At 25.8% G+C, this 20841-nt stretch carries 14 protein-coding genes; 9 read left to right on the top strand and 5 right to left on the bottom strand.

Features of this window, described 5'->3' with window-relative positions:
• Positions 1–421: 421 nt before the first annotated feature.
• Together AAHM92_RS04285 and AAHM92_RS04280 are read right to left on the bottom strand one after the other, a co-directional pair.
• Positions 422–1258 (bottom strand): hypothetical protein, encoded by an 837-nt coding sequence (locus AAHM92_RS04285; RefSeq protein WP_500222231.1) that lies wholly within the window; start codon positions 1256–1258, stop codon positions 422–424.
• Positions 1259–1302: 44 nt separating this feature from the next.
• Positions 1303–1833: a hypothetical protein gene (locus AAHM92_RS04280; protein ID WP_500222230.1), complete on the bottom strand. Its 531-nt coding sequence runs from the start codon at positions 1831–1833 to the stop codon at positions 1303–1305.
• 1068 nt (positions 1834–2901) lie between these two features.
• On the opposite strand from AAHM92_RS04280, the gene AAHM92_RS04275 reads away from it, so the two are divergent.
• The 6 genes from AAHM92_RS04275 to AAHM92_RS04250 all read left to right on the top strand — a co-directional run bounded on the left by AAHM92_RS04275 (position 2902) and on the right by AAHM92_RS04250 (position 12549).
• Positions 2902–5019: an anaerobic ribonucleoside triphosphate reductase gene (locus AAHM92_RS04275; protein WP_500222229.1), complete on the top strand. Its 2118-nt coding sequence runs from the start codon at positions 2902–2904 to the stop codon at positions 5017–5019.
• A 3-nt stretch (positions 5020–5022) separates the two neighbouring features.
• Entirely contained in the window at positions 5023–5520 is a 498-nt protein-coding gene (gene nrdG, locus AAHM92_RS04270) for an anaerobic ribonucleoside-triphosphate reductase activating protein (RefSeq protein ID WP_500222227.1), read from the top strand.
• A gap of 169 nt (positions 5521–5689) precedes the next feature.
• Positions 5690–7300 (top strand): sulfite exporter TauE/SafE family protein, encoded by a 1611-nt coding sequence (locus AAHM92_RS04265; RefSeq protein WP_500222226.1) that lies wholly within the window; start codon positions 5690–5692, stop codon positions 7298–7300.
• 23 nt (positions 7301–7323) lie between these two features.
• On the top strand, positions 7324–8433 hold the full coding sequence (ald, locus tag AAHM92_RS04260) for an alanine dehydrogenase (protein ID WP_500222225.1): 1110 nt from the start codon (positions 7324–7326) through the stop codon (positions 8431–8433).
• Positions 8434–10824: 2391 nt separating this feature from the next.
• Positions 10825–12126, top strand: coding sequence for a glycosyl hydrolase family 18 protein (locus AAHM92_RS04255; protein ID WP_500222223.1), 1302 nt, complete (start codon positions 10825–10827; stop codon positions 12124–12126).
• Positions 12127–12393: 267 nt separating this feature from the next.
• Positions 12394–12549, top strand: coding sequence for a hypothetical protein (locus tag AAHM92_RS04250; RefSeq protein ID WP_500222222.1), 156 nt, complete (start codon positions 12394–12396; stop codon positions 12547–12549).
• Between the two features lie 2217 nt (positions 12550–14766).
• Here the strand turns inward: AAHM92_RS04250 and AAHM92_RS04245 are convergent.
• Together AAHM92_RS04245 and AAHM92_RS04240 are read right to left on the bottom strand one after the other, a co-directional pair.
• Complete coding sequence (locus AAHM92_RS04245) at positions 14767–15144, bottom strand: hypothetical protein (RefSeq protein WP_500222220.1); 378 nt, start codon at positions 15142–15144, stop codon at positions 14767–14769.
• Positions 15145–15146: 2 nt separating this feature from the next.
• Positions 15147–15833, bottom strand: a complete 687-nt coding sequence (locus tag AAHM92_RS04240; protein ID WP_500222219.1) for a hypothetical protein — start codon at positions 15831–15833, stop codon at positions 15147–15149.
• A 1229-nt stretch (positions 15834–17062) separates the two neighbouring features.
• Here AAHM92_RS04240 and AAHM92_RS04235 point away from each other — a divergent pair.
• The 3 genes from AAHM92_RS04235 (at position 17063) to AAHM92_RS04225 (ending at position 20411) form a co-directional block, all read left to right on the top strand.
• The gene (locus AAHM92_RS04235) at positions 17063–17428 is read left to right on the top strand and encodes a hypothetical protein (RefSeq protein WP_023789943.1); all 366 of its coding nucleotides are present in this window, start codon (positions 17063–17065) and stop codon (positions 17426–17428) included.
• Between the two features lie 68 nt (positions 17429–17496).
• The gene (locus tag AAHM92_RS04230) at positions 17497–18471 is read left to right on the top strand and encodes a hypothetical protein (RefSeq protein WP_500222218.1); all 975 of its coding nucleotides are present in this window, start codon (positions 17497–17499) and stop codon (positions 18469–18471) included.
• Positions 18472–18773: 302 nt separating this feature from the next.
• Positions 18774–20411 (top strand): acyl-CoA carboxylase biotin carboxyl carrier protein subunit, encoded by a 1638-nt coding sequence (locus tag AAHM92_RS04225; RefSeq protein ID WP_500222216.1) that lies wholly within the window; start codon positions 18774–18776, stop codon positions 20409–20411.
• Between the two features lie 226 nt (positions 20412–20637).
• Here AAHM92_RS04225 and AAHM92_RS04220 read toward each other — a convergent pair whose 3' ends face one another.
• Positions 20638–20838 (bottom strand): hypothetical protein, encoded by a 201-nt coding sequence (locus AAHM92_RS04220; protein ID WP_500222215.1) that lies wholly within the window; start codon positions 20836–20838, stop codon positions 20638–20640.
• Between the last annotated feature and the right edge of the window lie 3 nt (positions 20839–20841).

Raw genomic sequence — 20841 nt, 5'->3', positions numbered from 1 at the left:
TAATGAGTTCAGTACCTTCTTTCTTATATTTGAGCATAAGTTACTTTTGTGAAATTAAAAATTTTTTAGAGTTTAAAATGATTATTAGTGACAAATTCTAAAACTCTAAAAAAAATTACTTTTTTGTCTAAATTAAAACTAATTTTTTTAGTATCGTTGTTATTAAATATATTTTGTATATATCAATTTTACTAGTACGGTTAACTTATAGACTTCCTTAATGTTAAAGGTTAAATTTTCTGAGATGTTTCATAAACTTGATTATTTATAACTTTTTGTATAACACAACTTTAAAGAATTCAAACTTGATTTATTAGACTCACATAATATAAAAACTTGATATAAAAAAGTTCTCCTTATATATCCTTATGTTTGAAAACATAAAGTATACTTAGAGAACTAATTTTTTTATTAATTATTATTACTCATTTAAAAAAGTTTGTGTTTCATTAAAGTAAAGGTTTTTTCCTATAAAAACTCCTCTTTTTTTTAAACGAACACTTTTAATTATAAAACAAGGTATTCAGAAAAAATAATGAATAAATGGAATATAAATCGTTGCTTTACACAACTTGTGTAATTTGATATCAAAATTAGTTTTCAAATCTACTTTAAAGAAATAAATTATTTTAATCTTAACATAAATAGAACAAAACTCAAATAGTACTAAAACTAGCACATAAACTATAAATGAGTTGTTTCCTAAGCTAAACACATTTTGATTTTTGCTTATAGAATAAATAAACCCTAGCTCCAAAAGTAAAGAACATAAATAACTGAAGTAGAAAAGTACACGAAAGTTTTTAATCTCAATATTTGACTTTTGGTTTTTATCGAATACACTTTCTTCACGCGTATTTTCATTTATTTCCATTTTAAGTATATTGGATTTTTTAATTATTAATTCTTTGCAAAGAAATAAAATTGCCAATAGAACAAAGAAGGGTATAAAAATTATAGTAACCCCATTTCTGGTTGTTAAAATTGATAATCCAAGTAATATGAAACCCACAGTTGAAATCAATCCTATGATTTCTGGATAAACCTTAACTTTTTTTAAAGTTATTATTATCAAAGCAAGCGTATTAATTAATGCATAACCAATTGAGAATGAATATAAAATAATGACTCCTGTAAAATTTTGAGTAATAGTAGGTTCATAGTCATTTATTAAGTTATAAATTATAGTACCAATTGCAGATCCTATATAAAGCAACCAAACTGATGACATAAGTAATTGATAGTTTTTTTCTTTCATATTAGGTAAACTCCTTTCTATGTTTTGTTAATAAAAGATGAAAACTAATTACCATAAATTCCTATTGGTATTAACAAGTAAAAATTTATGTAGACACCATCACCACTATTTGCATTGCTGATAAGTCATGTTGCTGCAGAAAGATATAATGATAAAGGTCCTAAAATAGGTAAGGCTTCTGGAAATGAGTACAAAATATTTAGTATCAAAGATATATCATTTCCTAAATCAATCAATACATTTGTTAAGTAGTTATTAAAATGTAATTCTCAACGTCCAAATCAATACCACTTTGCAATTACCCAGACTTTGCATTTACTTATGTCTGCATTAGCTCAACCTGATATTCTAGGTTTTAATTTATTATCGTTAGCATTTAATTCGGCATAATCTAAAAATAGAGGGTTCTTATTTTTATCAAATTTCAATATACCCATTAAATACATATCATTCAAATATTTTGCGTAGCCAGATGATCTTAAGTTTTCATAAAACTCGTAATTTTTTAGGGATTCTAATCTGTTATAGTCAATTTCGATCTTATTGTTGTGTAACTTTATTGCCCTTTTAAGCAAATACTCAACTTGAATATCACCTTTTCCATTGAAAAATTAGATTCTTTATTATTGTTTAAAATGGTTGTTTTCCCCTTTAGTGAAAATAGTTGAAGAGCCTAAGCTAGCAATGTTGGCTGTAATACCAAAAACCCCTATTAAACTTAATAGTTTTTTCATATTTATACCTCCTTTAGAGTATCAAACTCTTGTAAATATAATATCTTACTTTGGCAAAAATGTGTTTTTATTCTTTAAAAAGAATTTATATATTCAAAATAAAAATTTGAGCTTAAACTTTTTGTTGATATATGATTAGCATTTTAAACAAATTTACATTTATTTTACTTAATAATTTATAACAGGTATGTATTTTGATTTCTGTTACAATAACTACTGAATTTATCTTTTTGTAAAGCAATTTGGAGCAATATTTTGAATTTTTAGAATATTTATTTGTTTTTAAACAAAAGACTCCTAACTTTATTAGGATGGTTACCAAGAATATCTAGAAGATAATTATTTTAAGTCTATAGTTTACAAGAACAACCCTCTAACCCCTCTGAAGTACAAGTTGCCCTATATTTTTTAAAAGAGTGATTATATATTTTAACTAATATTTGAATTTGATAAAGAAGGTTTTTAAAAGTTAATTATGATAAAGTAGCTATTTCGAAATAAAAAAAACAACTATTTATTAAGTTATAAGCGCAAACTCTTATATACTTTAATGAAGATAGACTTTCTCTTTTAAATTCTAAACAATAGGATAATGGTTTTAGGCAACTTATCATTTTTTAAAATTTCAAAACCAAACTATAAATTATTTAATGCTATAGTAATCATATAAACCCATAAAATTATCATACTTGTGATGTTGATAAAAACTACTCTATACTCTCAACTCGGTATGCATTTTTGCATTCTTTATGTTTGTAAAAGAGAAGGCAAGAGTAATCATTTTCATTCATTTTTAAAATATTGAAAAATTAATTTGCTAATTCTTATTTTACAATTATAATGTTAATTATAAATACAAAAAAAGATATGAATATATAAGTGCACAATAATCAAAAGGGAGAAATGAAAATGAGTGTAGAAAAAAAAGAATATAAAGATTTAATTAAAGAATTTACACAAGTAATATCTATTAAGAGTAATGATATTAAAAATGAAAATGCTAATATGAATAGTAGTACAGCAAGCGGTAAGATGATGAAATTTGCGTCTGTCAGTGCTAAACAGTTCGCTCTAAAAAACTTAGTTGATAAGTTTCATGCAAACTTGCATGAAAAGTCTATAATACATATACACGATTTAGATTATTATCCTACAAAATCAGCTACTTGTGTTCAATACAATATTGAGGAAATATTCAAAAATGGTTTTAGAACTAGAAATGGATTAATTAGGGAACCACAATCAATTGGTGTTTATTCAGAACTAGCAGCAATAATATTCCAAACTACTCAAAATGAAATGCATGGTGGTCAAGCTATTCCTGCTTTTGATTATTTTATGGCGCCAGGTGTTAATAAAAGTTTCAGAAAAGCATTATTGAGAAATATTAAAAAGTATTTGGAATTTAATGATATCGAATACAATGTAATGAATATAAATCTTTTATTAAAAGATGATGAAATAACTTTTGAAAATATTAATAGTCAAAAATTAAGCAACTATTTAGATGGTCAAAAACTTAATGAAAAAGTTCTAAATAAAATAATAAAAATTTCTACAAAAGAAGTAACTGCAGAAACAGATCAAGCTATGGAAGGTTTTATATATAATTTGAATACCCAACATTCAAGAGGAGGTAACCAGGTGGTTTTCTCTTCTATTAATCTTGGAACAGATACCTCAAAAGAAGGTAGACAGGTAACAAAATCATTGTTAAAGGCTTTAAGAAATGGTTTAGGAAATGGAGAAACTTCAATTTTTCCAATAGTTATTTTTAAAGTTAAAACTGGAGTCAACATTGATGAAGAAAGCTATAAAAAAGCTATGAACCTATCGCAAGAAGTTTGATTTGATGAAGCCAATGAATGAAAAACTCCAAACTTTGACTTATTTTTAGACGCAATCAGAACAACCAGTTTAAGACTATTTCCAAACTTTATGTTTTTAGATCAACCTTATAACAAGCACCCGCTTTGGAATCAAAAGGATAAAAACTCTTGATATTATGAGCCAGCAACAATGGGTTGTCGTACAAGAGTTTTCGAAAATGTAAATGGAGAAAAGACTTCAATAGGTAGGGGAAACTTAAGTTTTACTTCTATAAATTTACCATATATTGCGCTGGACCTACTTAGAGCTGAAAATCTAATACAAAACAATGAAATAAACTATAATATGATTGACTTCGACAATATCAAAAAAGAATTTATTGATAGGGTCGAATATTACGCAAACGAAGTGTGTGAACAAATGTACTCAAGATATCAGTACCAATGCTCAGCTTTAGCCAAGGAATTTCCATTTATAATGAATAATAATATTTTAAGTGGAGGCTCAAAATTGAACCCAAATGATAAAGTTGAAGAGGTATTTAAACAAGGAACTTTAACAGTTGGATTTATTGGTTTAGCAGAAGCATTGAAAGCTTTATTGAATGAACATCATGGAGAATCTGAAACTGCTCAAGTATTTGGATTGGAAGTAATCAAAACTATTAATAATGTTACAAATTTATGAAAACAAAAATATAAATTAAACTTTGGAGTAATTGCAACACCTGCAGAATCTGTGGCTGGAAGAATGCTAAAAATCACAAGAAAAGAGTTTGGTGAGATTAGTGGAGTAACAAGTAGAGACTACTTCACAAACTCAAATCATGTTCCTGTATATTACAATACAACAGCGATTAATAAGATAAAAAAAGAAGCCGCTTATCATGAATTAACTTTGGGTGGAAGTATCAGTTATATTGAATTAGACGGAGAGGCTAAAAAAAACTTACATGCTGTTCTTTCTATCATCAATGCAATGAGAGTTAGTGGAATCAATTATGGAAGTTTAAATCATCCTGTTGACAGATGTAAAAATTGTCATTATACTTCTTTGATAGCTTCATGTTGTCCGGTCTGCTCTAACGATGATATTTCAAGAACTAGAAGAATAACTGGATATCTAGTTGGAGATCTTGATGGTTGAAATCAAGGTAAACAAGCAGAAGAAGCAGAAAGAGTTAAACATAAATTATAGTTTATGAAAATTTTAAAAATTTACAAAGAAACTATTAGTGATGGTCCTGGTCTTAGATACTCAATCTACTTATCGGGTTGTTTACATGCTTGTAAAGGATGCCATAATATAAGAAGTTGAAGTTTCAAAGTAGGTAAAGTTTTTGACAAAGAATATGAAAAATCTATAATTGAGGATTTGAAAAGTAACCCATTACTAAGTGGTGTTACCTTTAGTGGTGGTGATCCTATGTTTAGTGCGATTGAACTTTTACCATTTATAAAACTTATAAAAAAAGAAACTAATTTAAATATTTGACTTTATACTGGCTTCACTATCGAAGAACTAACTGAACAAAAAAATAGAAATGAAGATACGCGAGCAAGATTTGAAATATTAAAATTTATTGATACATTAGTTGATGGTAGGTTTGTGAAAGAATTACTAGATCCAAACGTTTTGTATAGAGGAAGTAGTAATCAAAGGTTAATTGACACTAAAGAGTATTTGAAAAAAATATAATGTAACTCCTTGCGGAGTTTTTTTGATGTAAGTTGATTTATAAACTACAATTTTTGTTTCTTTTGTGTATGATTGAGGCGAAAGGATGTGGTGAGGTGAAGAATTTATTATAGAAAGATAAATATGAAACACGATAACTCGTTGAAAGATAGGTTGTGAATAAATAAACATGAATAATTCATTTGCTGGAATTCAAAAAGAAGTTTTAAAGAGCGAAGAAGAGCTCGCCAAAATAGTCAACGACATTTTAAGTTTTAGTGACTTGATTCAAATATTAAAGAGTGATTTTGCCTCTCAAAAAAATGATTTGGCAAGTTTGTTCAAAGAAAAACAAGTTACACACGAAGAATATGTCCAGGAATTAAAAAAACTTCAATCCGTTTATAAAATTCATATAAGTGATATCAAACAATCTGTTGGAGCTACTCAAAAATATGCTTTCGACAAGTACGAAAAAAATATAAAGTACAAAAAAGAACATAAACAGGAAATAAAAAATATCTTAAAAAGTCTTAGTGATGATATAGATGAATTAAAAAAAGTCGATAAGAAAAACTCAAGTATATCTACTTTGAAAGAAAAGAAAAAAAGTTTAGTTAAGCCAATAAGTACAAACTTTTTAAAAGTATTTAGTATTATTGCAGTACCTTTAATATTGGTATGCACACTTTTGGTTAATTACTTTGTTTACTTTCCTAATACAAGAAATGGAGAGCTTGACTTATCTAAATCAGAATACTTAATAGCATTTATTATTGTTATTTTAACCCTAGTAATAACTGGTATATATTTTTATTTCATAGTATTCAAGGTTTTAAAAAAATCTTATATTGATAGAGAGAATAATATATTCAAACTTACATCTATCGGTGTTTGTGGTTCATTCCTTGATACTATTGGAGTTGGTTCATTTGCTGTTGCAACCGCCGGTTTGAAAGCAACAAAAACCATGAAAAATGATGCCTTGTTACCAGGTACTTTGAACGTAGGGTTAGGTATACCTAACTTAATTGCAGGTACTGTATTTGTGGCAGCAATTGATGTTGGTACAATCACATTGGTTTCGCTAGTTTTAGCGGCAATTATAGGAAGTTTTTTAGGGGCCGAACTTACCAAGAGAATAAGTGCAAAATATATTAGCGTAACTATGGGAGCATTGTTAGCTATAGTTGGTATATTAATGTTTTTGATACAACTAGATATTTTACCTAGTGGTAACGCAACTAGTTTGGAAGGTTGAAAACTTGGTCTAGGTATAGGGTTATTCTTTGTTTATGGTGGGTTACAAGCATTTGGTATTGGTCTTTATGCTCCTGCATTAGCAACTATTACTTTATTGGGTATGGATATAAAAGTTGCATTTCCAATAATGACACTTGCATCAGGTTCTGCGTTTCCACTTGCTGCTTACTCATATTACAAAAATAATAACTACTTGCCAAAAACTAGTTTTGGTTTAATGGTAGGAGGAACCTTGGGTGTAGCTCTAGCGTTCTTAGTAGTTTTTGTGGGTATTGAAGTAGGTGCAGAAGTGAAAACTGCAGTGTTCACTAATTATTTAAAATGATTAGCTATACTAGTTGTATACTATGTGGCATTTGTATTAATCATGTCATATGTTAAGGCACGAAAAAAATCCGCCAATTCAACAAAAATAACAGAGCATCAAATAATTTATGCAATTAATAATCGCTCTACGTGAGATGTAGATATTAATCATCATTTATCAATCTTATTAAAAAACTTTAATGAGAACAAACAAGCTTATGAAAAATCATAAGACTTGTGGAAGGATGATAATGTATGAAAATTGGAATACCTAAAGAAATTAAACCCCAAGAAAACAGGGTAGCAATCACACCTGCTGGTGTAAAAGAGTTAATTATAAATAATCACCAAGTATTTGTAGAAAAAAATGCAGGTCTAGGAAGTGGATTTTGTGATGAAGACTATAAATTGGCAGGCGCCAAAATTATCGATGACGCAGCTGAAGTTTGAAAAAATGATATGATCATAAAAGTTAAAGAACCTCTAAAGTCAGAATATAAATATTTATATGAAGGACAAATTGTTTTTACATACTTACACTTAGCATCAGACAAAGTTTTAACAGAAGAACTTTTAAAAGCAAAAGTTACTTCAATAGCTTATGAAACCATACAAACACCCGATGGTGCAATCCCACTATTAAGACCTATGAGTGAAGTTGCTGGTAGACTTGCTGTAATCAACGGTATGTACTTCATGTTCAAAACTAACGGAGGAAATGGACTTTTAATTAATGGTACACCTGGAACAGATCGAGCAAAAGTGACAGTTATTGGTGGGGGTGTTGCTGGTAAGGCAGCAGCTAGAATGGCAGCAGCCATTGATTGTGATGTAACAGTAATTGAAAATTGTGAAAGAAAAATAAGAGAACTTCATGATTTATTTGGTAATAAAGTTCAAATACTAAAATCAAATCATTACAACATTGAAAAATCAGTAGTTGTTAGTGATTTGGTAATTTCAACAGTTTTAGTCCCTGGTGCATCGGCTCCAAAAATAGTGACAGAGGACATGGTTAAAAAAATGCAAAAAGATAGCATAATTGTCGATGTAGCTATTGACCAAGGTGGTAGTGTAGAAACAATAGACCATGCAACAACTCATGAAAATCCTACCTTTAGAGTTCATGATGTAATTCATTATTCAGTGGCTAATATGCCTGGGGCTGTTCCTAAAACAAGCACTATAGCATTAACTAATGCGACAATACAATATGTTATTGAAATTGCAAACAATGACATTAAAAAACTTATAAAATCAAATGAGCAAATTAAAAAAGGAGTACAAACTATAGAAGGTAAGTTAGTGTTCAAAGGTGTAGCTGATGCTCATAATATGTGCTTATCAAATATTGATGAAATTTAAAAAAATTTGGTATTGCAAGCTTAATGATGTTTGCGTATAAACAAATCAAAACAAATGAAATATATAGATTTAAAACTAAAGTAATTATAAATATAAAATTTGTTTTAAAAAAATGTTTGTAAAAAAAATACAAACATTTTTTATCATGACCATACAAACAAATAAGTATGGCTAAAAATTTTTTTATCTATCATTTTATTATTTGAACATAAATATCAAGATGTTTAATTATTTTTTTTGTAGAGTATTTTTTTCATAACATAATTAGCAATTTATTTATTGTTTCATTTTTAATAAGTTTTTTTCTATTCTTTATTAATATTTGTTTCAATTCTTTTTATTTACTTTGTTAATAAAAAATAAAAGTTTCTTAATACTTTAAGGAGGTACGTGGAAAAAAAATTAAACACATTAATGAATCAATAGGTCTTAAGAAGTTTTAGATATCTTTAAAAGTTGTTTTTTGCAATGTTATTAAAATCTGATTTTTTATATTACAAATAATGTCGTAAATTATAAATCTAGATATTTTAAAAAGTAGTTTATAAATTAATTATTATGAGTTTTTAAGGGAAATTGATATTTAGTTATATTAATTAATATTATCTTAGCGTTTATGGTCTGTGATAGATAATTCCCATTTAAATTAATTAATAAATAGAAAGCATAGAAAAGGATTTAATTTGATGTTATTTTTAAAGTTTGCTTTCAATAGTTTTCCTGTCTTCTTTTGATTCTGTGTTATCCATTGTTTTACTATGTTATTAATTACAAAATGATTTATAAAATACTTTATTCTACATATGACGTTCTTATTAAAACTTTGAATATTAATGCGAGAATAAAAGGTTAGCATTGTCATGTAATAAATATTAAGGCATCAACTTAAAATCATGAATATTTATTTTAAAACAAATAACTCTAAATCAAAGCTTTTGAAATAAGACAATTACAGTGTTATAGAAAAGGAAAATATTAACAGATAAATAAACTTTAATTCTTTCAAAAATTGTTAAAATAAGTAAAAAATATCACATAAATACATGAAAGTTTTCCTAATTTATTTATACTTAAGAACTTTCATATTTCCTAAATTTCATATTTAAATTATCATATAAAATTTTTTTAGATTTGTTCATAGTAATTAAACCCGTTTTATATCATTAAAAATTTATTAAAGATAATAATTTACTATAACAAATTTCGAATATAAATGATATGCTTTATAATTTCGGATTATAAAATTTGCATACAATTTAAAGACTCTAATTATATTTAAAACTTATCTAAATGATAAGTTTATAAAAGTGTGTCTTGAAAATACAAATAAGTAGTAATAAAAATTTTTAATAAATAATCATGTTATAAAAATGCGTTAACAATAAAACTGTTCATGTAAACCAAAAATAATACTTCATTTAAATTAATTATTATTAATGATTTAACGAAAAAGCAGAAATTATGAAGTATTAAAGTTATAAAAAGAAAAAGAAGTAATTAAGATATAAATTTGTTAATTAATTTATCTATATCAAATATAAGTATGATGGTAATAATACTAAAGAGTATAAAAATATTATCTATAGAATTTTTTTAGATTGTATAAACTAAAGTATATTTAAATATTTTTGGAAAGATACTATTAAATTCATTTACATTTATGAGATTATAAAATTTATAGATTAATTAAAACTCAAGCATTTATAATTCATTATGAATCTTTAAAAAACAAATAAATTATATTAAAGCTTTTTTATGGAGATTAGAAGAAAGAAATAAGTTATAATCTAAAAACACTTACATAATTCTCTAGATCTGCTAAAAAGCATTTTTTATTGTAAGAGATAAAATATTATAAAACACATTTGCGTACACTCATTGATCTAACGGTAATAACTTTTAACATATAACAATTTTGACAATGAAAACAAAAAATATAATTAATATGCTATTTGAATTAAAACAATGTAAATTCTTTTTTAAATTTAAGAAATTAAATAAAAAAAAGCTTCTTTTATTTACAATTATTAATAAAAGTTTCCAAGTTTTGCGGTTTTTAATTTGTTAAACTAATTACAATACTAAAACTTAAATCATTAGCGTTGATAACTCGCAAAATGATACAGATATTGATATTTTTTGAGTTTTTTAAAATCTTGATAACTTAAAGAGTTTGGATATTTATAAAATAAGATATCAAGAAATAAAACAAAATATTTTTAATGTATCAATTTGAGCACAATATCGAAAAAAATTGAATAAATCAAAAAAAGTTTAACAACTTAAGATATAACATACAATAATTTCAATATATATAACCCAATTTAAAAAAGGAATTTTATTAAGTATTTATAAATGATATAATATTTAAAATAGAAAGAAATAAAACGTATGAAAAAATTAATTAATTTAATCACAGTGTTATCCTTTAACACTTTTATCTTAAATGTTGTTGTTTCTTGTAATAAAACAAAGGAAACTGAAGAAAAAAAAGTTATTAATTTAAAAAAAGTTATTCTTAATACAAATATCGGAGAAATAGAAAAAAATAATGTTGAAATTATATTGAATGCATTGATATCTAAAAACAAGGAACTTAAAAAAGAGTCAATCATTGTAAAAGATATCACTGAGAAAAGTGCAATTATTACTTCCAATGGAGATGGAGTATATTGTGGTAATGTAAAAGTATTTTTCTTATTGAAAAATGAAGGAGTTGAAAAATCTGAAAAAGTTTTAGTTGGATACTACTATGACTGAGGTGGTATCGGTCAAGTAAAACCTTCTTTTGAAGAAATTTCAAAAACTAATTATAATGTTATAGATTTTTCCTTCTTATATTCTCGAACAGCTTATGAAATGCCGGTTTATCAACCTATAAATATAAAAGAAACTAAAGAGGGGATTGAACTACTACATTTGAAAAACAAAAAAGCGGTCATTTCCATGGGTGGAGCAACTGGTGAAGCAATGAGATTTAAAAAAGAACAAAAATCTGAATTAAAAGAAACTATATTAAATGTTGTAAATGAGTATGGATTTGATGGTATTGATATTGATTGAGAAGGTTCATGTTTACTTGATAGAGAAAGTCAACAAACAACCATTGATGTCTTAAAAGAAATTAAAGATGAGAGACCCAATTTTATTATAACGATGGCTCCAGAAATGTCTTACTTAAAAAATAGTACCGAGAATTCTGGTGGGAGTTATATACCTTTTTTAAAAGGTTTGGATAAATATTATGATTGAATAAATCCTCAATTTTATAATGGATGGGCATTCGGACCTACACCTGAAGTTGATGATCAAAAGAGATTAGGCATTCCTGATGGATATATAACTAATGATGATTTAAAATATAGGGCGGAGTTTTATTACTTAATGACAAAATATTTGACAACCAAATATAGTCCTAAAAACGATTTTTATTTAATTGATAGGAATAGATTTGTTATGGGTGTTTCTACTAATGAGGCTGCGGGTCGTGGTTCTGCAACAGAAGATGCTATTAAAAAATCATATAAATTATTATCTGAAGATGGAATTTTTACAAGAGGACTCATGACATGAGCAGTTAATTTTGATGCTTACGAAGGATCATTTAATTACGAAGGAAAAGTTATTAGTTGAAAGAAATGAAGGTTTGAATCATGATATAACGAAACACATGGTCTTGAAAAAAATAAATAATTGAAAAAAGAAAAAAATTCATTGCTTTTGGAAATGACCATGTTATCTAACTATTTTTTACAAGTTGAATGTTTTAATATAATACTATATTTTTTGGACAAAAAGTTGGTGTAGTAGGTTTATATTATAAAATAAACATTAGGCTTTTTTGAAAACACTTGTAATGAGTTAGATGAATATAATCCTCTATGTATAGAATTAGAATAAAAAATTCTAATATACTCTATATAAGAGGATTTTTTATTTGGCAAATTTAAAAGGCAATAAATGAAAAATTTTAGTTTTGAACAAAATTTGGAAATAGCAAAGAGTTTTTCTATAAGCCAGCAATATTGAAAAAAGTTAGTTAGAAAGTATAATGTTTCATATTCAGCTGCAAGAAATGATCAATTGGATACTAACAATATGGCAAACAATATTTAAGAAAAATAACATCAAGTGTTGGACGATGTGCTGTAATAAGTAAAGGAAGTAAAGAATCAATAGGTAATCCTTTGAGAAAAGAGCTCCAAGAACTAAGAAATAAAATTAGTTATTAGAAAGGGAGAATTATATCTTAAAAAATTTCTATCGGTTCCTAGTAGATTTCGAAAAACTCAAGAAATATAATACTTATATATTGAAACCAAAAAAGAATGGGCTATTAAGTTCCTATGCTTTATTTTAAAAAAAACACAAGCAAGTTATTATAGGTGGTTAAACCGAGAAAAAACTATGTTCAAATATAAGTTTAATGAAATATAGCCCATAGTATCAAAACAAAACTTGATGAACATAATCAAATATATGGGTATCTAAGAATCAGAATAGTCTTAAAAAAAGTTATAATATATAGTCTCTAATTAATTTGTTTGTAAATATATGTTGCTTTTAGGTATCAAATCAAAAATAAGACTAAAAAGGAACATTAAACCAAAAGAGATCAAAGTTAAAAATAAAATGATACCAAACATAGTTAGTAGAAAATGAGAGTCTTATAATAAAGATTAACTATTTGGTACAAATGTTACTTACTTGCCATATGGTCGAAATAAGCTTGTATATTTAAGTGTAATGAATGATATTAAAACAGGCTTTATTGTTGGTTATGACATTTCGATGAGAAATGATACAAAATTTATACTAATACATTGCATATGGCAAAAATACTTAACAAAAAATAAAAACCATATCATTCACTTAGACAACGGCTTCAAATATACAACCAATTACAATATTTTTTTTATTTACAAAACAATATTAGAATATTACTTAATAATAAGGGTAACTATCTTGATAATTCTGCATGCTAAACGTTTTTTCTTTTCTAAAAACTAAAGGATTTTTAAAAAAAACAACCTATGTTTCAGTCTGTATACAATAACGTCATAGAATATTTGCAGTATTATAAATTTAATAGAATCATGATCTAAAATGAATTAACTCTTTGAGAAGCATGAAAGTCTTTTTAGAATAAAAAACATTTTCTATACTTGACATAATTTGTTTATCTATTGAGTAAAGGTTTTTATTTTAAAATAGACACAAGCTTGCTCATTGCTTTTTTACAATTTTTTCTAGAGTTGTAAAAATTAAAAGAATCATCAATATTACTTTACAAAATAAGAAAACTAGTTTTGTTTAAATTAACTTTATTATTTTTATTAAAACAATGCATATAGCTTAAGTTACATAATTGGTAAAATTATTAGTTCTAAATGATGATAAAATAAAAAGCTTTTTGACTATCTTTTTGGCAAACAAAGAAGCACACTGTGTTTCTATATCATGTCAAGTAATGCCCTTTAAATAAATGTCATTTTTTATAAATATAATCATCAAGATGTTTCTTAATAATCTAACATTATATTTTCGAGAGAAATCCGATTCTCGATGATTGTTTTCTTCAATTATTTATACTGATTAAAAGGTACTTTGTTTAAAGATATATATTAATGTTTGTTAAGATAAAAACTATTTTTTTGTATATTGTACAATTTCTATCTACAAAATTCTTTAAATTATTCATTTTTTTGAGATAGTTATTTTTTAACTTAATTATTTAATTATTTTAAAATAATAATAATTATTGCTAAAGTTTTTTGCCTTTAAGTATTTTCTTTTTTTAAAATATTTTTACTATTGAGCAAGATATATTCGACTCGTTTCCAAATACATGTTTTTTTTCGCTATAATCTAAAGCAACACTTCTTTTGAGAAACTAATATGTTTATTTTCTTGTTTTAATAATAATTTTCTTTGATCACAAAAAATATTTTACGTAACATAAAACCTTATGACTTCTTTTGATCATTCTTTAGTTTTGATTAAATTAATACCTTCCTAAATCTTTCATCAGTTGCTTAAATTCACTTTAGTTAGTTATAGACCCTTTAACACTTTTTTCAATCAATATATATTTTTTAATGTAAGTTAATCATTTTATAAATACTTGTAAATTATTATTAATGATTTACTATTAGTAATAAATATGACATATTAGATTTGTTAACATCGAATAATATTATAAAAAATCCTTTCTTTATATTTTTCTTTCTAGTATAATGTACACTTAGAGAGTTGTAATCATTTCTAAAAAACGTCAACTTTTTTCATTTTGCGATTTTGCTTGTTTTTAAGTAGATATATTTATAAGGAGCTTTATTTAACATCAATAATGTTTTTTTTATTTCCAGCTTCGCTGACACTATCTTTATTTTTAATATAATTGATCAAGTAATATATTCAGAAGAATACAAGAACAGAAATAATGAAAACGGCATCTATTATTAGTAGTGAAAGGTATATCTTTTTAGATTTTCAGATCTCGTTGTTAACAAGAAACAAAATTGAAATTATTAAACTTATTAGAAATAAAAAACCTGCTACTCAAAATAATACAAAAGCTAATATAAAGTTTCCATAATTTACTTCTCCTATCACAGAAATTAATATTCATAATAAATTAGAAATGAAACCTATCGCTGACACAATGATCAAGGCACAAGATACCTTCTTAGCAGTTTTATTGAATAACATAATTAATTTGACCCCCAACCAACATCAAATATTACCCATCCATAAGTACCTATTCATACACCACTACCATTATCATATGAACTAAAAATAAAGGAGTTAACTACCAAAAATAAACTTAGCAAAGAAACGGCTACAGCAGTACCAGGAAATCACCCAGATATTGCATCTACAACATCTATTACATTTGAGGCTGTATCTAATATATGAGCTGCTGTTTGACTTTTTTCATGATCAAAAATTATTTTTCCTCACCCGAATCAGTACCACTTAAATTCAATTGTAATTCCATCTATTCTAGGTTGTGGTTTTAAGTCTAAGTATTTTAAGTTATTTTTGAACTTTATTAAAGAAATATACTCATTACTAAAAGAAAAACTTTTATAAAGTTGTTTTACTTCTATTGTGAAAATATTATTATTTAAGCTATCAACATTGATTAATATCAAATTATTTTTCACATAGATAGATGCTAAGAAGTTTGCTTTCGCCGCTTCTCTTACCTCGTGATTTAAGGATTTGAAATAATTATCTAAATAATTGTATATACTGATATTATTTTGCTGTTTGATACTATTAATTAAAGTCATATCATTTTTGATTTTATCGTTTAATACAAGGTTATTTGATAAAAGAGATAAAGGAGATGCTATAATGCTTGTTATTCCTACTATGCTCAGCATTTTTTTCATTGTTACCTCCTATAACGTGTAAACTATTTAGTGCTTTACAACGGGATAATTTTAATAGAATCAAATAAATTAGCAACATATTTATTAACTTTGAATTTAAATTTCATATTTTCTTAAGTTAAAATTGCAAAAGTATTTACAAAACCTTTTTTAGTGTTAATTTATTGTCAAATGCACGCAATTCATTAACATCAAACATTTTGGTAGCGCGTAAACACCAAAGAAAAAAACTATTCTAGAAGTTTTTTTTTTTTTTTTTGATAAGTACCACTTGTAAAAACTAAAGGCCTTTTAGTAAATTAATTTTTGTTGCATTAAACAATTATATGACAAAATGACAAAAGCACACATCCTCTCGTTATGTTTACATAATTTAAGAAGAGCAGTAAAACAATTGTCTTTTAGAAATAAAAACAAAGTCGTGCAAGTTAAAAAAAGAAGGTGCTTTAAAATTTGAAATGCAACGGTAACGAAAAAAAGTTCGAGATCTATTAAAAAAACTGGGAAGGATAATAAAAAGCAAGTGATTATTACGTAGAAAATTTTTTAAATGAAGTTTCTTACTAGGTGTAAATATAGCATATAAAATTAAAAGAGTTATTTAGTATTAAAAAAAAGCATCTAATATTTCACACTGCCTGAATACTTTAAAAATATTTATTGAAATCTTAATAACTGTATTCTTGAACTTTAGTTATAAATAAACTTAATATTGCTTTGATTGCTTATCATTAATGGAGAGGAAACTCAAAAAGCCTTTTAGTACTCTAATTTAATTCTATTAGAGAAAATATTTAACTTGTATAAAGTGACTTTGAGTAAATTACTTTTAGGAGAGGCAAGATTAGCTTTAATAAAGTTATACTAAGGTTGGTACGATTAATTTTAATGCTTTCGTAATTATTGTTTAAATTATTCCTTTAAACTTTTAACAAAGACAACAAAATAAAATGTTATTATCTTGTGAGTACAAATCTCAGAAATTAATATAGTAAACTAAAAGTAACAATTAACACTCCTTAAGTATTGTTAACATCTTATTTTGTTAGTTTAGAGATGAAATTTGAGTTTATATGAGATTCTAATTTTAAAATATTTTTAAAGATATTTTAATATCTTGTAAGAACAAAAACGTCTATAATTTGTAAAAGTAGTAATTAAACAAAAAAGAAGGTATAATTATACCAATCATAAAGCTAGTCTTTATTAAGATAACAGGAGTTGATGTTATGAAGAGACACGATAAACTGAGAAATTTACACGAAGCACTTTTTGCATTGGACAAGGAAGTTAAAAATGTTTGTAAAGGTGTGGAACAAAGGTTGAGAACTTTACCAAAGTATAGAGATACTTATGAAAGAATATTGACAGAAGTAGAGTTTGAACGTAAAAATGAAATGTATGGTAGATCAACAATTTATGACTTTGAAAGAATGAGAATAAATTTGGAACAGGATGCAGGTAATGTCATTTATGAAGCTATCAATGTAATTGGTAACGACGAATTCATCAATAGAAAGCAAAATGTTATCTTTGCTTTTTGATTTTTAGGTCAATTTGACGTTTACGCGCTTGATCTTTCTCACGAAGATTAATATTGATAAATACAATAAAGTTGTATTTTTTTTATGCTAAAATCACAATAATGTTTAGGAGCGGTATTATGGAACCATGAACACTGATATGAAGTTTATTGAGTAAGATATTATATACAATTGGTGGTATCACTATTTTGATACTTATTTTGCTACTTATTATAAGACTTGTGAAACTTAATTCCTTAAGTTTTAAAACCACTGCCTTTCAAAAAGGAGAGTTAATCAAGAAAAAAATGTTCAAAACAAAAGATTTATACGAGCTAGCTTGATATGGAGATATTGATCCAGAGAGTGAATACATATTGATTGGCGTACATGACTTAAATAGAAATCGCAAAGATTTTGAGCGCTTAAGTAACTATTTTGCTCAAAAGAGTAACTTAATATCTGTTGTAAGTTTTGATCAAAGAAATTGTGGTGATAACAAAGATTTTTTTGATTACCATCCAGGAGTACTAATATCAGATTTAAATGAAATAGTGAATTCTCTTAGTGAGAATTACAAAAGTATGAAAATTATCATACTTGCAGAGGGAATATCTTTTGCGAGTTGTCTATATTTATCAAAAAATAAGAATGTGCATAAAATAATTTCAAGTTCATTGAGATTGAATATAGCATATAATAAGGAACCAGGCTATAATTTTAAATTATTTATGGGAATAATTTTTAATATGAACACTTTTTTAAAAGAACATATCAATGGTTTAGATTTAGTTGATGATATCAGTTATGCAAAAAGTTTAGAAAAACAAAACTTAGAAAAAGGTAGATACTCAGTTCGAAGTTTATTTCTTATGAATAAAGTTAACAACAATATTAAAAGACACATCAACAACTCAAATAATAAAGTGACTTTAATACAACCTACAAATGATTATTATTCGGATGCAAAAAGGACAGCAAAACTTTTAAGTGCATTGGATGAAAACTCTTATGAATTAATTTTGCTTAAAAATTACAAACACTATACATTAAATCACAAACATTCAGAAGAGGTCTTTAAAAAAATTGAAAATGCAATAAAGAAAATTGATTAAAAACTTCACGATTAAACATTACAGTATAAGATGTTAGATTATCAAGAAACAAATTTTGTCGACAACTTTATTATTACAATCAAAAACAAAAACTGGGAATCAAAAACTAACCCTTACATAGATATAAAAAAATCATAAAGCTATTTCAAAGAAATTAGTCTTTTTACGTTTTAGTTATAGGCCTAAAAGTTGAATGCTGTAACTACAAAATGAAAAAAACTTCAATATCTATTAAAAATACGGTAAAATAAAAAAGTAATGTTCAAGGGGCGTTGAACTATATATTTAAAGGGGCTATCAAAATGGAAAGATTAAAGTTTGAAAACTCTCGAAATTATAAAGGTATTGTCGAGAGTGTATTTGTGTCTGATGGTGAAGTTGTCAAGGTTGGACAACTTCTAGCTAAAATTTCAACACAAGTTGAAAGTTTTGAAATTACTTCACCAATTGAGGGTATTGTTAAAAATGTTTATGTTATTGAATCATTAATTGTGACTAATGGAGACATTATTTTTGATATTGTAAGTAGTTCTGAACAAACAATGGAGCCAACTCTTGATTTCACTAGCGGCACTGAAATTTTCAATGCTGATGATATACAAATTGGTATGGAAACAAAAAATATTTTTCCTACAGATAAATTTATGAGTGAAAATGAGAACTTCAAAAAAGGTGATGAATTTTTAAAAGCAAACTTTGATTCAAATGTAGAAGAAACTTCAAGAGATTTTGAAAACGCGGAAAACAAAACTGTCGAAAGTGAAGACATGCACACATTTAAAAATGAGTTTTTGAATAAATACGACGAAAGCATTAATGAAAGAGTGGACTCAGTGAATTCAAATGTCGAGCCCCTAACTATAAGTGATTCAATAACAGAAGAACTATCGCTTTGAGAATTGAAGGAGAAAAAACAGGAAAGCAGCTTCACAGATGAATTCAATGAAAATTTAGAAAACAATCAAACAAGGAAAGACAATAATGATAACGTCTCGATTAAAGATTTTGAATTAAATAATCAGAGTGTTTCACATGTAAATGAAGAAGAACTATTGTTGCAAATAGCTCACGAAATAAAAAGATTGAACAAAGCCTTAGAAGAAAAAGAGAGTGATTCAAACAAAAAAACTAGCCAAGTAATTACTGTAGACGAATCACAAAGTAATTATCTAGTAGATCGTGATGAAAAAGATAGAAAAAATGAGTTCTTAAATAAAAAACTTGAAGACTTGATGCTATCGGATAAAAACTCTATGGAAAAACTAGAAAGTCTAATCAGCAACAATGACCTTTTGAGTGAAGAGGTACGATTACTGAAGTTGGAAAACGAAAAACTAAATGAAAAACTACAACTTATAGAGAAAAATTTTAGTTCAAGTTCAAAAAATAACGAAACTACAAAAAAATTTAAAATGAGTTTTGAAGTTGATATTACAGCATTAATGACTATATATACATTAATGCAAGAACCTTATTTAAAAAAAGGAATTGAACTTTCTTTATGTACTTTTTATTTAAAAGCATTTAATATGGTTTCAGAAAAATTTAATTTATTAGATGTCAATAAAAATACAATATCACTTGGTAACATAGACGAAAAAGGATTAAATTTTAACAACTTAGCTTTTGACTCTAAAATACCTTTAGATACTTTGGCAAACATAATGAGTGAAAAAGTTTCTCAATCAAATGACTCAAAACTAGTTATGTTTGAACTTTCTAATCATTCAGCAGAATACGTTAATTTAAATTTAGAAAACCCTTCAGACATTTTATTAGTAGTGGGTGAACCAAGGTCAAAAGTGAAAGAAGATATGATACTTTCGAACATTGTAACAGTTTCTTTTGAATTTGATTTAGATCTTCTAACGAGCAGTGTTGCACTAAATTTTGCTAAAGAGTTTAATTATATAATTGGAAATCCTGGATTTATAATTTAAAGTTCCCTTTTAATAAAAGGGATTTTTTTATTTTAAAGTTACTACCCTTTTTTTAAGTTCAAGACATTTATTATATGAATATCTAAAAAGTAGAAATCCTTGAAGGAAGTCATAAAAAAATACTTTGATAGTTTTTTTCTTATAAAAGTTTCTAAAATAATGGTGTGGTTCTAAGTCATTTTAAACGTTTATCGCTACAAAATATTAAAAAAGATATTCAATATTATTAATTATGACCATATAGAATAGTAACAACAATTACAATAATTGCTATAGTTCAAAATATTAAGAATGAAAGTAAAACTACTAGTTTACTTCATGAAAAAAATTTGTGCATTACTTTATCAAAGAATCTAAAAACTCCTCATATGATAAATGGTAATGCCAAAAACGAACCCGCCAACACTGACCCAACTAAAATACTCATATT

Origin of the sequence: Spiroplasma endosymbiont of Melanargia galathea, from assembly GCF_964031075.1 — a bacterium.
Lineage (GTDB): Bacteria > Bacillota_I > Bacilli_A > Mycoplasmatales > Mycoplasmataceae > Spiroplasma_A > Spiroplasma_A apis.
Note: the sequence above shows the minus strand (reverse complement) of the source record. Positions and strands in the feature narration are given on the sequence as shown.